The sequence below is a fragment of the Oceanobacter sp. ABM4_470 genome, from assembly GCF_056158645.1.
Window position 1 is genome coordinate 736,852 of record NZ_JBSWTR010000001.1, and the last position, 14,513, is coordinate 751,364.

9 protein-coding genes are annotated in these 14,513 nt (G+C 53.6%); 8 read left to right on the forward strand and 1 reads right to left on the reverse strand.

From position 1 onward, the window contains the following. The first annotated feature begins 3 nt into the window (after positions 1-3). From ACXADJ_RS03260 to ACXADJ_RS03270, 3 genes are all read left to right on the forward strand, one after another. Positions 4-2,160, forward strand: a complete 2,157-nt coding sequence (locus ACXADJ_RS03260) for an ATP-binding protein (protein ID WP_475063033.1) — start codon at positions 4-6, stop codon at positions 2,158-2,160. Positions 2,161-2,224: 64 nt separating this feature from the next. Beyond that, the gene (locus ACXADJ_RS03265; RefSeq protein ID WP_475063035.1) at positions 2,225-3,580 is read left to right on the forward strand and encodes a sigma-54-dependent transcriptional regulator; all 1,356 of its coding nucleotides are present in this window, start codon (positions 2,225-2,227) and stop codon (positions 3,578-3,580) included. Positions 3,581-3,769: 189 nt separating this feature from the next. Continuing rightward, entirely contained in the window at positions 3,770-4,372 is a 603-nt protein-coding gene (locus ACXADJ_RS03270) for a peroxiredoxin (protein WP_028294440.1), read from the forward strand. Positions 4,373-4,603: 231 nt separating this feature from the next. Here the strand turns inward: ACXADJ_RS03270 and ACXADJ_RS03275 are convergent, their stop codons facing one another. Continuing rightward, positions 4,604-7,396 carry a bifunctional aconitate hydratase 2/2-methylisocitrate dehydratase gene (locus ACXADJ_RS03275; protein ID WP_475063037.1) on the reverse strand — a complete coding sequence of 931 codons (2,793 nt, stop codon included), beginning with the start codon at positions 7,394-7,396 and terminating at the stop codon, positions 4,604-4,606. A gap of 949 nt (positions 7,397-8,345) precedes the next feature. On the opposite strand from ACXADJ_RS03275, the gene ACXADJ_RS03280 reads away from it, so the two are divergent. From ACXADJ_RS03280 to ACXADJ_RS03300, 5 genes are all read left to right on the forward strand, one after another. Then, entirely contained in the window at positions 8,346-9,086 is a 741-nt protein-coding gene (locus ACXADJ_RS03280; protein WP_475063039.1) for a TetR/AcrR family transcriptional regulator, read from the forward strand. A 72-nt stretch (positions 9,087-9,158) separates the two neighbouring features. Further along, complete coding sequence (locus ACXADJ_RS03285) at positions 9,159-11,501, forward strand: efflux RND transporter permease subunit (RefSeq protein ID WP_475063042.1); 2,343 nt, start codon at positions 9,159-9,161, stop codon at positions 11,499-11,501. A 13-nt stretch (positions 11,502-11,514) separates the two neighbouring features. Further along, entirely contained in the window at positions 11,515-12,354 is an 840-nt protein-coding gene (locus tag ACXADJ_RS03290; RefSeq protein ID WP_475063044.1) for an outer membrane lipoprotein-sorting protein, read from the forward strand. Further along, entirely contained in the window at positions 12,351-13,553 is a 1,203-nt protein-coding gene (locus ACXADJ_RS03295) for a hypothetical protein (protein WP_475063046.1), read from the forward strand. The genes ACXADJ_RS03290 and ACXADJ_RS03295 overlap by 4 nt, the downstream gene beginning before the upstream one ends. 237 nt (positions 13,554-13,790) lie before the next feature. Continuing rightward, a complete protein-coding gene (locus ACXADJ_RS03300) occupies positions 13,791-14,459 on the forward strand; it encodes a YiaD family glycine zipper/OmpA-like lipoprotein (RefSeq protein WP_475063049.1) in 669 nt (222 codons plus the stop codon). The last annotated feature ends 54 nt before the right edge of the window (positions 14,460-14,513 follow it).

Sequence of the window (14,513 nt, forward strand, 5' to 3'; positions counted from 1 at the left end):
CGTATGACGACCAGCAGTCACCCGGATTCAGGCAGCAACCGTGTTGCTGCAACGGCTGTTCGCAAGGACAGCCGCTTGCCTCTGGCCTGGGTGCTGTTGGCCGTTGCCTTTGTGTTGCTGGGCACCGCCGGTTACTACATCGGTAAGGTGGCCTCGCTGGCACAGGAAAACCGCAATTCTGCGGTGATTTTCAAACAATCCCTCAAAGCCTCCATTGATCAGTTTGAATACCTGCCTGCGCTGTTGGCTCGTGATGAGCGGCTGCGCGATATGCTCACTGGCCGAGTCAATAATCAGGATTTTATTAACCAGTATTTGCGCTTTACCGCCGAACGGTCGGGCGCAGATATCGTCTATGCCATGGACGCTCGTGGTGAAGTACTGGCGGCCAGTAACTATCTGGATAACTCCAGCTTCCTTGATGAAAATTACGCTTTCCGGCCGTATTTTCACCGCGCCCGCGACTTTCGTAGTCGTCAGTTTTATTTTGCCAAAGGCACCACCACCGGGATTCCGGGATTCTTTATTTCTGCACCGGTGTTTGAAAACGACGAGTTTATCGGCGTCGTGACCGTCAAGTTGGAGCTGGAAAGCCTGACCCGCAGTTGGGAGTCTGCGGCCCAACGGGTGATGGTGACAGACCACCGTGGTGTGGTGATCATCACCTCCGAGCCGGATTGGCAGTATCAACTGATTGCGCCGCTGAGCTTGCAGCAGCGTGAGCAATTAATTTCCGAACGTCAGTTTCCGGACGAAGACCCGACCATGCTGTTCCAGAAATCGGCGTCGCTGGGTTGGTTCAGCGATACCGACTTATGGCACATCGGCCGCGATGCCTGGCTGGTGAATCATTCCCCCATTGAGGGCATGGACTGGACCATGCACCAGGTCAAACGCCAGAGCGAACTGGTGCTGCCGACCATGGTGTGTTTTGCAGTGCTGACGCTGGTGGCGGTGCTGTGGCTGCTGTTTATGATTGAGCGGCGCAAAAAAGCGCGCTACCGCGCCAGTATTCGTCAAGCCGAGACACAGCGCAGGGAAGACCTGCAACGGCTGATCGATAACATTCACATCGGCGTGTTGGTGTGCTCAGCCGAAGGCCGGATTTCGTCGATGAACGACTACGCCGAAAACCTGTTGTTGGCCGGGGCCGACTTTCGTGATGGTCAACAAGTCAGTGTGGTGGATTTGTTGCAAATCCCTTCGTTACAAACACTCCATAGCCCGGTGGCCTTGCAGCAGCAAGCGCCGCAGTACGCCGAAACCTGGACTCGTATTGGCGGGCAGCCAGTACCCGTGATGTATGCGGTATCGCCCGTGGTGTACGACAACCGCGAGCATTATCTGGTAACCCTGATCAACATTGCCAAGCGCAAACGAGCCGAAGACGAGCTGGTGAAGCTTAACGCCTCTTTGGAAGAAACCATCAGCGAACGCACCCGTGAGCTGGAAACCGCCCAGCAAGCCTTGCTGCAAAAGAGTAAGGCCGCCGCATTGGGGAAAATGGCAGGCACTATTGTGCACGAGCTGAGTCAGCCGTTGTCGGCTATGAATAGCTCGGTGGCGGCGCTGGAGTACAAGCTCAAACGGGAAAACTGGGAAGGTGCTGTGCAGTCCGCCAGTCGTTTGAAGCCGTTGTCGAGCAAGATGGAAAAAGTCATTCGTATGCTCAAGCACTTCAGCTACGGTGAAAGTGAACAGCAAGAACAGATTGACCTGTTGGCGGTGGTCGAACAGGTGATCGAAGTGTCGTCGGACCAGCTCACTGAGCGGGGAGTACAGCTGAATATTCACCAGCAGCTGCCTGCGGAACACGGCAAGGTGATGGGTAGCGCCTTGAAGCTCGATCTGGCGGTGTCCAACTTGCTGAAAAATGCTTTGGATGCCGTTGCTGATTGCGCCGAGCCAACCATTAACATTGGGCTGCGGGAAGATAACGGCGAATTACTGCTGACCCTGGCTGACAACGGTGGCGGTATCGACAGCGCTATCATGGGGCAACTATTCAACCCCTACGTGACCACCAAGGAAGTCGGTAAGGGCATCGGACTTGGATTATCGATCACCCAGGAAATCGTTCAGCAAATGCAAGGCACACTGGACGTTTGCAACCGCGATGGCGGCGCTTGCTTTACCCTCAGATTGCCCCTGATCCGTTAGACCTTTTGTTTTACCGCAGTGTAAGCTGCAAGCATGATGCTCACACCGCGTTGATGGCCAGATAATGACTACAGATTCCCACATTGAAATCCTGATCATCGATGATGATGAAGACATCCGTATCAACTTATCGGATTTACTCTCCACCGAGTTTGAGCAACTGTCCACCTGGTCTTCTCCTGCCAAGGTGATGCCGCGCATCAAGAAAGGCGCCCCTTTGGTGGTGGTGACCGACCTGCGCATGCCCGATGCCGACGGCTTTGAGTTTGCCAAGCAGGTGTTGGATATCGACGCCGATATTCCGGTTATCCTGATGACGGGATACGGCGATATATCGATTGCCGTAGACGCTATGAAACAGGGCATTTTTGATTTTGTCGAAAAGCCGTTCGACATTGATTATCTGATGAACGCCATCCGGCGAGCGCTGGAAATCCGGGCCAATCAGCTGGCGTTAAAGTCCGGCGGGCATGCGGGTGAAGCGGGTTTGGCCAACACCATTGTTGGTCAGTGCAAGGCCATCAAGTCGCTCAGGCAAGACATCGAAGAGTTTGCCCCAATGGATATTCCGGTACTGGTGTACGGAGAAACCGGGGTGGGCAAAGAGCTGGTCGCACGCTCGTTGCACGACCTGTCGGGTCGAGCTGACGGCCGTTTTGTGGCGCTGAATTGTGCCGCGATTCCTGAGCAACTGGCAGAAGCCGAACTGTTTGGCCATGAAAAAGGCGCTTTTACCGATGCCGGTGCCGCTCGTGACGGCAAGCTGGTGCACGCCAATGGCGGTACGCTGTTTCTGGACGAAATTGAAAGCCTGCCATTAAGCACCCAGGCCAAGTTGCTGCGAGCCATATCCGACAAGCTGATAACGCCGCTGGGTTCCAACAAGGAAATCCCCATCGACTGTCGCATTGTGTCGGCGACCAAAGACGAGCTGCGCAACAACGACAACTTCCGTCAGGACCTGTTCTTCCGCCTGCAAGTAGCCGAACTGCGGATTCCGGCATTGCGTGACCGGGAAGGGGATGTGGTCAGTTTGTTTGAATTCTATGCTCGTCAGCAATGCGACAACTTTGGTACCCAATACAAAAGCGCCGACGAACACACCCGCCAGGTGCTGTTGCAATACAGCTGGCCTGGTAACGTTCGCGAGCTGATCAACGTCGCTACCCGCTACGCCATACGCAGCTGTCGCCAGATTGAAAAGGCGATTGAATCTGACACCGCCAACACCTTTGAAGTGCAAGCCGGAGAATCGTTAAAGGAGTTGGTACAGGCCTATGAGGAAAAGCTGCTGCGCTCGAAACTGGCTCAGCATGCGGGCAAGGTCTCCGCGGTGCTGGACGATCTCTGTATTGAACGCCGTACCTTTAACCAGAAGCTGGTGAAGTACGGGATCAACAGCAGTGACTATCGGGAATAGGCGTCGTAAAAGTGCCTGTATTGCGGCAATTTGGATACTTGTAATTATAAAGAGCTATCGGGTTTATTATTTCTATCTATCAGTTGTTTGAACCGTGATCAGGCCCGCTTGAGTAGGCCAAAACCCCATGTATTATCGGCGTTTCTGAAATGCAGCACTTCTGCTGCGACTCACTAATGGAGTGACACCATGAGCGTTTTGGTAGGCAAGCAAGCCCCTGATTTTACCGTTCCAGCCGTATTGGGCGACGGTACCATCGTTGATTCTTACAACTTCGCTGAAGCGACCAAAGGCAAGTACGCCCTGGTTTTCTTCTACCCACTGGATTTCACCTTCGTATGCCCATCCGAGCTGATCGCTCTGGACAAGCGTATGGCCAAGTTCGAAGAAATGGGTGTAGAAGTGATCTCTGTATCCATCGACTCCCACTTCACTCACAACGCATGGCGTAACACTGCCATCAACGACGGTGGTATTGGTCCTGTTAAATACACCATGGCTGCTGACGTTTCCCACGCTATCTGTAAGGCGTACGACGTTGAAACTGCTGGTGGTGTTGCTCTGCGTGGCGCATTCCTGATCGACAAGGAAGGCGTAGTACGTGCTGCCAACATCAACGACCTGCCACTGGGCCGTAACATTGACGAGCTGGTTCGTCTGGTTGACGCTCTGCAATTCCACGAAGAGCACGGTGAAGTTTGCCCAGCTGGCTGGAACAAGGGTGACAAAGGTATGAACGCTTCCCCGGAAGGCGTTGCCAAGTACCTGTCCGAGTCTGCTGAAGGCCTGTAATCAGCGCCTTTTGATGTGATTCGAGAAGCCCTCGCTGCGATGTGCAGCGGGGGCTTTTTTGTGGCTGTTTTTCAGGCTTTGTTCAGGGTTTTGTTCAGGACTCTGTAACCCCGGTCTGACCTTTTCTTTGCCCCTGAACGCAAAACGCCCGATGACAAGCATCGGGCGTTTTGGGATGAATGACCCACGCCAGCGGCGTGGGTCAAACTGTCATTTGCGCTCAGGCAGCAGTTACACAGCAACTACCGGGATATCACCGGAAACGCTCAGGTCTTTGCTTGGTGGCGCGAAGGAAGTCAGGTTAATACCTTCAACGGCAGCCTTGTACTCTTCCAGAGTCGGGAAACGACCCAGAACACAGGACAGAACAACCATTGGAGTAGAGCCCAGCAGGGACTCACCTTTCTTCTCGGCAGTGTCTTCTACCACACGGCCCTGGAACAGACGGGTGGAAGTCGCCAGTACGGTGTCACCAGGTGCTGCTTTTTCCTGGTTACCCATACACAGGTTACATCCTGGACGCTCCAGGTACATGATGTTCTCGTACTGGGTACGAGCAGCCTGCTTTGGATTCTCGTCGTCGAAGGTGAAACCAGCGTACTTGGACAGGATGTCCCAGTCGCCTTCTGCTTTCAGTTCGTCAACGATGTTGTACGTTGGTGGCGCAACAACCAGTGGAGCCTTGAAGGTAACCGGACCGTTCTTCTCCAGGTTACGCAGCATGGCAGCGATGATCTGCATATCGCCTTTGTGAACCATACAAGAACCAACGAAGCCCAGGTCAACCTTACGGCCATCGTAGTAGGAAGTCGGACGGATCACGTCGTGGGTGTAACGCTTGGATACGTCTTCGTTGTTAACGTCCGGGTCAGCAATCATTGGCTCTTCGATAGAGTCCAGATCTACAACCACTTCAGCGTAGTACTTGGCGTTATCGTCTGGAGCCAGTGCTGGAGCTTCACCGGATTTAACTTCAGCAATACGCTTGTCGGCCAGTTCGATCAGGCCTTGCAGCATTTTGGCTTCGTTATCCATGCCCTTGTTGATCATGATCTGGATACGGGACTTGGCCAGTTCCAGAGAGGCGATCAGGGTTTCATCGGTGGAGATACAGATGGAAGCCTTGGCTTTCATTTCTGCAGTCCAGTCGGTGAAGGTGAAGGCCTGGTCAGCCAGCAGAGTGCCGATCTGAACTTCGATCACACGGCCCTGGAAGACGTTTTCGCCCTGGAACTGCTTCAGCATCTGAGCCTGGGTCGCGTGAACGATGTCACGGAAGTCCATGTGCGGCTTCATGTTGCCTTTGAAGGTAACCTTCACAGACTCAGGGATTGGCATTTCAGCTTCACCAGTCGCCAGTGCGATAGCCACAGTACCGGAGTCAGCACCGAAAGCCACGCCCTTGGACATACGGGTGTGAGAGTCACCACCGATGATGATCGCACGGTCGTCGACAGTAATGTCGTTCAGAACCTTGTGGATTACGTCGGTCATGGAGTGGTAGATGCCTTTCGGGTCACGTGCAGTGATCACACCGAAAGCGTTCATGAAAGCCATCAGCTTAGGCGTGTTGGCCTGAGCCTTCTTGTCCCACACGGAAGCGGTGTGACAGCCAGACTGGAACGCACCATCCACAGTCGCGGAAATGGTGGAAGCCGCCATGGATTCCAGTTCCTGACAAGTCATAGGACCAGTAGTGTCCTGGGAACCTACGATGTTCACCTTAACGCGAACGTCGGAACCAGTGTGCAGCGGAGTCTTGGAGTTAACACCGATGGCATTACGGTTGAAGATCTTCTCAACGGCAGTCAGGCCCTGACCTTCGATGGAGATTTCTTTTGCTTGTGCGTAAACAGCCGGAGCTTCAACACCCAGGGTTTCAGCAGCGAAAGTCTGCAGCTTCTTACCGAAGGTAACTGCGTAGGAACCGCCAGCTTTCATGAATTCCACTTTCTGTGGAGTGAAAGCGGAAGCTACGTCTACCAGTTCCTTGTCGCCGTTGTACAGCTTCTTGGCTTTGGTATCGATGGTCAGCACGGTACCGGTAGCAACGGAGTAGGCTTCTTCCAGTACCGGATCGCCGTTTTCGTCACGTACCACGTTGCCATCCGCATCAACTTTTTTGACCCAGTTTTTCAGGTCCAGACCGATACCGCCGGTCACACCAACAGTGGTCAGGAAGATAGGCGCGATACCGTTGGTACCAGCAACCACCGGACGGTTGTTGATGAAAGGAATGTATGGGGAAGTCTTTTCACCAGCCCACAGTGCCACGTTGTTCACACCGGACATACGGGAAGAACCCACGCCCATGGTGCCTTTTTCGGCGATCAGCATCACCTTGGCGTTCGGGTGCTTTTCTTTCAGCTCAGTGATTTCTTTCTGGGCTTCAGGGCTGATCATGCACAGGCCGTGCAGTTCACGGTCGGCACGGGAGTGAGACTGGTTACCCGGAGACAGCAGGTCGGTAGAGATATCGCCTTCAGCAGCTACGTAGGTAACCACGTCGATTTTCTCTGGGATATCGTCCAGCTTGGTGAAGAATTCAGCCTTGGCGTAGCTTTCCAGCAGGTCTTTGGCAACGGCATTGCCAGCCTTGAATGCTTCGGACAGACGGTTGTAGTCGGCGTCGTACAGGAATACCTGGGACTTCAGAACTTCACCAGCAGCAGCGGCTTGCGCGTGGTCAGACAGAGCCACGTCCAGCAGAGCTTCAACAGAAGGGCCACCCTTCATGTGAGACAGCTGCTCCAGAGCGAACTCAGGAGAGATCTCGGCAACGGTTTCGTTACCCAGAACGATGTCTTTCAGGAAAGCAGATTTAACAACTGCAGCAGGAGTCGTACCCGGCAGAGTGTTATAAATGAAGAAGTTCAGAGATGCTTCGCGGTGCTCATTGCCAGTGTCTTTGATCTGGGCAATGATTTCAGACAGCAGCTCGGCACTGTCGATTGGCTTCGGGTTCAGACCCAGGTCCTTCTTACGAACCTCAATTTCTTGTAGATATTCTGAATAGTAACTCATAGCGCCCACATCTCATCTAGTCTAATTTTGATCGCGCAATAAGATATTGAAAACTCGTTAACAGCTCAATGAAAACGCTATAAATGGCGTGAATATCTGTAATAACTTTTGTGAATGTGTAATTTTTTGGCTATTTTTCGAGCCAGCCCATTCGTATGCAAAAGCCGCCGTTTTTAGCATGTCCCTGCGCAAACAACTTAATGAAAATGATTCTCATAATGGCAGGGCGATTCAAACTCATATCCGGGTGAACGGTTTCATTGATATTGCGCTGAGCAGAGTATATCACGTTTTATGCTGGCGGCTTTTTATCGCGGTCGGACTGACAGGGGGATTGGGCACCAAAGCCATGATGACGGGCGTTTTGGGCGCAGTTTCAGGTGTGATCAGACGGACATAATCTCTGCCTGTGCCAAAGTGGTCAAAGGCGCGGCTTATGCCAGTACTGACCTGTGCTCTGTGAATAAATACCTCCAGCCAAATGTCACCTTATTGACACATTTGCGCTGCGCTTAAGGCCGTAACGTTATTATTTGTAATCCTGATTTTGTTTATTCAAAAGGGTAGTGAATAACCGCTTTGCTATTAGATATTGGTATTGTATTACCCCGAATATAACTATTTATTTTCCGTGTTGATCAATTCGTTTTTGTTTCTTTAAAGGCCTTCTTAACTGCCTGAAGCTACCTGAATAACTTTCGGTCTGAGCCCTGACTCCTGACCTCCGCACCAGGATGCTTGATGGTCGAAGATTTTATTTCGACGGATCGTCAATTAAAGTTCCTGAGGGAACGGATTGTTTCAAGCTGGATGCTTTTCGATCAGGGTGGGCTGTTTTATTTTGACGATCAGTCAGAAAACGGCAGCGTTTTCCATCGGCGAAGTAGGGATGACCCACTTCGCTTTTTTTAACCGTTTTATTTTGACGGATCGTCAAACTGGTAGCGATATGGCCCCGAAGATCATCAACGACGAAGACAAACAGCAACGCCAGCAAGTCATCATGGGGGCGGCACTGGAGTTGATTCGCAGCGGCGGTGGGGTGGGTGCCGTCACCATCGACAAGGTGGTTGCCAAAGTGCCGTACTCAAAAGGCACCGTATACGGCCATTACTCCAGCAAGGAGGACCTGCTGACGGCCATGTGCAACTACTGCGTCAGTACCCTGATTGAGGTGTTTGCCGCAGCGATTGATTTTGAAGGCTCCACTCGCGAGAAAGCGCTGTGTCTGGCGTACTCCTATTTACTGCATGCGCAATCCGATATGACCCGTTTCAATCTGGTGGTGACGGCGAAAACACCCGCCACCCGGGCCAAGGCTTCACAACACCACACCGAAGAGCACATGGCGCTGGAGGACGATTTGAATCGGCTGTTTTGCAGCGTGATTGTGGACGCCATTGAAAATGGTGAGCTGACGCCCAAGCCGGGTATGGACGCTGGCGGCGTTGCCTTCGCCATTTGGTCGATGACCTACGGCACCGTGGCATTGCTGCAGGACCAGGTTGAGCGTTGTGCCATACGCGAATCCCAGGTGCTGGAAGTAGCCTATCTGACACATACCAATCTGGTGCTGGATGGCCTTGGCTGGCAGCCGCTGGACAACAGCATCGATCTGCAAGCTCTGACCCGAGCGTGTCACCAGCGGGTAGCTCCACAAATCAAGAACCATGGCCTGCACAAACCCTGATTTCAGCTTTTATTCATTTGCTCTGCTACTCACCTTAATACGCCCCCTGACGCTTGCAGGGAAGGAGACCTGATGCAAGACCGCTTCTTTAACTTTGTGCTGAATCGACCGTGGCTGGTGCTGCTGTTGTCGGCGTTGTTCGTGATGGCCGCTGCGGTTGGCGGCAAGAACCTGGTATTCAAAAGCGACTACCGGGTGTTTTTCAGTGACGAAAACCCTCAATTGATGGCCTTTGAGGCCATGCAGAAGGTGTACAGCAAAAGCGACAACGTTGCTTTTGTACTGTCGCCGAAAAACGGAGAGGTATTCACACCGGCTACACTGGCTGCCATCAAACAGCTGACGGAAGACGCCTGGCAAATTCCGTACTCCACCCGGGTGGATTCGATCACCAACTATCAACACACCGAGGCCGAGGAAGACGACCTGTTTGTGGCGGATCTGGTGCTGGAAGCTGATGAACTGCCTGACATGGACATGCAGCAGCTGAAAGACATTGCTGTTAATGAGCCGCTGCTGGTCGACAAGCTGCTGTCTGACAAGGGCCACGTCACTGTGGTTAACGTCACTGTGCAGTTGCCTGCTATTGATCCGACCAAGGAAGTTCCAGAGGTCGTCACCTTTGCTCGTGAACTGCGCGATCAATTTGTTACCGCAAACCCGGACATTGAGGTGCGGTTGTCTGGGGTAGTGATGCTCAACAACGCCTTTGCCGAATCGTCACTGGGAGATCAGGCAACGCTGGTGCCAGCCATGTTCCTGATGGTTCTGGTCGCCATGATTTTTCTGTTGCGCAGCATTACGGGCACGTTGGCGTCACTGGTGGTGATCATCTTCTCGATTCTGTCGACCATGGGAATGGCGGGCTGGATGGGGTTTTATTTAACCGGGCCGTCAGCAACGACGCCAATCATGGTGCTGACACTGGCGGTCGCCGACTGCGTGCATATTCTGGCGTCGATGTTCTACGACATGCGCCACGGTGCCACCAAGCGCGATGCCCTGATGCACAGCCTCAAGCTCAACCTGACGCCAGTGTTCCTGACCAGTGCCACCACGGCCATTGGTTTCCTGAGCATGAACTTCTCCGATTCGCCACCATTCAACGATCTCGGCAACATGGTCGCCATAGGTGTGATGTTGGCGTTTGTATTCTCGGTAACTACCTTCCCTGCTTTGCTCACAGTCCTGCCAATGAAAGTGAAAGTGGTGGACGAAAGCCACAGCGGTGCGATGGAGAAGCTGGCTGACTTTGTGATTCAGCGTCGCAAAGTGTTGCTGCCGGGAATGGCATTGGTAATTGCTGGCAGTGTCGTGTTGTTGCCCAACAACGTATTGAACGACGATTTCGTTAAATACTTCGACCAGACCGTGCCGTTCCGTCAGGCCACCGATTACATGGCCGACAACATGTCGGGCCTGACCACCATCGAAATCTCAATCGGCTCTGGTGAGAGCAGCGGTATTAATGATCCTGGCTTTGTAAAAGCGTTGGGGGACTTCAGTGACTGGTTGCGTGAACAGCCGGAAACCGATCATGTGAATACGCTTTCCGACACCCTCAAGCGTCTGAACAAAAACATGCACGGCGACGATGAAGACTATTACACCTTGCCACAAGACCGCGAGCTGTCGGCGCAGTACCTGCTGTTGTACGAAATGTCGCTGCCGTACGGCCTCGATCTGAACAATCAGCTCGACGTCGATAAATCCAGCACCCGGGTGGTCGCCACCTTCCAGAATCTCACCAGCTCCGAGCAGTTGGATATCGAAAACCGCATCTACCGCTGGTTTGCCGAACAGGCTCCACAGCTGCAGGTGGAGGTTGCCAGCCCAACACTGATGTTCGCTCACATCGGCCAGCGCAACATCATCAGTATGCTGATGGGAACCGCCATCGCTCTGGTGTTGATTTCAGTGCTGCTGGCGTTTGCGCTGCGCTCATTGAAGTTTGGCGCCATCAGTCTGATCCCGAACATGGCGCCGGCGGCGATGGGCTTTGGTGTCTGGTTTATGATCGATGGCCAGATTGGTTTAGCGCTGTCGGTGGTCGCCGGTATGACGCTGGGTATTGTGGTGGACGACACCGTGCATTTCTTAAGCAAGTACCTGCACGCCCGCCGGGACAAGGGGTACGGCACCGAAGCCGCGGTTCGCTATGCGTTTTCCAGTGTCGGTCGTGCGCTGGTGATTACCACGCTGGTGCTGGCTGCAGGCTTCCTGGTGCTGGCGCAATCCAGCTTCAAATTGAATGCCGACATGGGCCTGCTGACCGCCATCACCATTGTGATCGCCCTGATTGTCGACTTCCTGTTCCTGCCGCCACTGCTGATGCTGCTGGACAAGGAAGACAAGACAGCAGTTAGCGCGGATACCAACAATAAGCACACTTCAGCGACCTCTGCGTCGGTATAAGGATTTGACGATCATGAAGAATAAATTGATGAAGAATAAATTGATGAACAAGATATTTACATCACTGGCACTGACGGCTGCCACCACGGTTTCCATGGCCGCTCACGCCTTTGAACTCGATACGTCGCTCACCCCAGAGCAACAAGGGCTGGCCATTTCCCAGGCGTCGAAAGACAGCGATCAAGGCTGGCAGGACATGCAGGGCGAAATGAACATGGTGTTGCGCAACAAGCAGGGCCAGGAGAGTGTGCGGGCAGTGCGCATGAGTTCGCTGGAAGTACAGGGCGACGGTGACAAGAGTTTGTCGGTGTTCGACGAACCTCGGGATGTCAAAGGCACCGCGTTTTTGAGCTTCTCCCACGCCGTGGGCGCGGATGAGCAATGGCTGTATTTGCCCGCTCTGAAACGGGTCAAACGCATTGCCTCTCGAAACAAATCCGGCCCTTTCATGGGCTCTGAATTCGCTTACGAAGACCTGTCCTCGTTCGAGGTGGAAAAGTACACCTATAAGTACGTTGGCACGGAAGCCTGTGGTGAACTGCAGTGCTATGTGGTGGAAAACTACCCGGTCGACAAGAACTCCGGTTACACCCGTCGTATCGCCTGGATCGACACCGCAGAACTGCGCGCCCAGAAGGTCGATTTCTACGACCGCAAGAACAGCCTGCTGAAAACCCTCACTTATGAAGGCTACAAGGAATACGAAGGCAAACACTGGCGTCCGGACCTGATGAAAATGGTCAACCACCAGAGTGGCAAAAGCACCGATCTGGCCTGGAGCGGCTACCGCTTTAAAACCGGTTTGAAAGACGCTGACTTCAATAAAAACACCCTCAAGCGGGCTGGTCGATGAAACGCCTGCTGCCGCTTGCAGGTCTGTTGCTGACGGGGGCGTTGCCCTCGCTGGCGCAGGCTGAGCTGTATTACGAGAAGTCGGGCAATGTGTCGCTGGAGGCTCGCTATTTCGCCGATTCAGACGCAGACCAGCAGCAGACAGGAATGCAGTTATCGATTGCTGCCCAGCCTAAGCTGCTGTGGGAGTGGAACGGTGGCGACGATACCGTCACGCTGGAAGTGTTCAAACGTTTTCTCGACAGCGACGACGAGCGCAATCACTTTGATTTGCGCGATCTCAGCTGGGTACACGTAGCCGATAGCTTTGAAAGCCGCATTGGTATCCGGAGGGTGTTCTGGGGCGTCACCGAGTTCCAGCATCTGGTGGACGTGATTAACCAGACCGACGGCGTTGAAGCACCGGATGGCGAAGACAAGCTGGGTCAGCCGATGGTCAACGTGTCTCTGGTGCGTGACTGGGGAATTGTTGATGTGTTTGTGCTGCCGTATTTCCGCGAGCGCACCTTCGCCAGCGAAGAAGGACGTTTTCGTCCGGCACTGGTGGTGGACACAGACCATGCCCAATACGAGTCGGGCGACGAACAAAAGCACATCGACTACGCGCTGCGCTGGAGCCACTACATCGGCGATTTTGATATTGGCCTGCACGCCTTCAAGGGCACCAACCGCGATCCGATCATGAACGCTGAACTGCAAGGCAGTGAGGTCGTGCTGGTGCCTTACTATGCCCAGATGACCCAGTTTGGTCTGGATTTACAGGCTACCATCGACAGCTGGTTGTGGAAGTTTGAAACCATTCACCGCAATACCCAGCCGGAAAACTACTGGGCTGCCCAGGGCGGTTTGGAATACACCTTTTATGGCGTGATGGATTCCAACGCCGATGTTGGCGTGCTGACGGAATACGGTTGGGATCAGCGTGGCGAAGATGCCGGAGTGCTGGCCCAGAACGATGTGTTTGCCGGTGCTCGCCTCACCTTTAACGATGTTGACGACAGCGCTCTTTTGATTGGTGGTGGCTACGACCTGGATTACGGCTCCAGCAGTCTGGTGGTGGAAGGCAGCAAGCGGGTGGGCGAAAGCTTCAAGCTGAGCATCGACGGTAACCTGTTCCTGGCCGACGATTCGGATGATGCCGTGCTGTACAGCATTCGGGAAGACGACTACGTTCAGCTGACGCTGGAGTATTTTTACTGACGGTTGTTCACGGCGTGCGTAGCCGGGGGCGGAGAAACTGTGGCCTGTGACGGTTAGCAGAGGAGCTGTAGCAGAGGGCAGATATTCTGTGTGCACTCTGCTACACCGTTGTTTAAAGGCGTCGTTTTAACTACTGCGTTAAAGACACCGTTTGAAAGCCATTGTTTTAAAAATGAACCTGTACCGGCATTGCCAGTCGACAGATAAGCATTCATTTTTACAAACAATGGCGAACCCATGAAATATTTTGCTTTAGCAACCGCACTGGCCGTATCCATCACCGGCTGTTCAACCTACGACGCCTACACTGGCGAAGAGAAAACCTCCAATACCGCCATCGGTGCCAGCATCGGTGCCTCGGTGGGTGCTGTGGCCGCCTACCTGGCCAACAAGGATGAAAAGAGCGGTACCCGTAACCGTCGTATTCTGGCCGCAGCGGCGGGTGGTGGTGCCATTGGCGGTGGTGTGGGTTACTACATGGATTCCCAGGAGGCCGAACTGCGTAAGCAACTGCGTGGCACCGGCGTCAGCGTTGAGCGTGTTGGGGACAACGTGAACCTGATCATGCCGGGAAACATTACTTTTGGCTCAGGGCGTACCGCCATTGCTTCCAACTTCTATGAGGTATTGGATTCTGTTGCCGTAGTGTTGGAAGAATACGACAAAACCCTGGTGGTGGTCGCTGGCCACACTGACAGCGATGGCTCTGAAGCCTTCAACCAGCAGCTGTCAGAAGACCGTGCGCATTCAGTGGCCGAGTATCTGAAAGTCAAAGGCATCAACGAAGTGCGACTGGAGCCAGTCGGCTTTGGTGAGTCAGAACCGATCGCCAGCAACAGCACGGCCGAAGGCAAGGCATTGAACCGCCGGGTGGAAATCACCCTGATGCCCGCAACAACCGACTGATTGCCAGGCGTTTGATTCAAACTCATAAAAAAGCGCCTGTCGGAATTCCGGCAG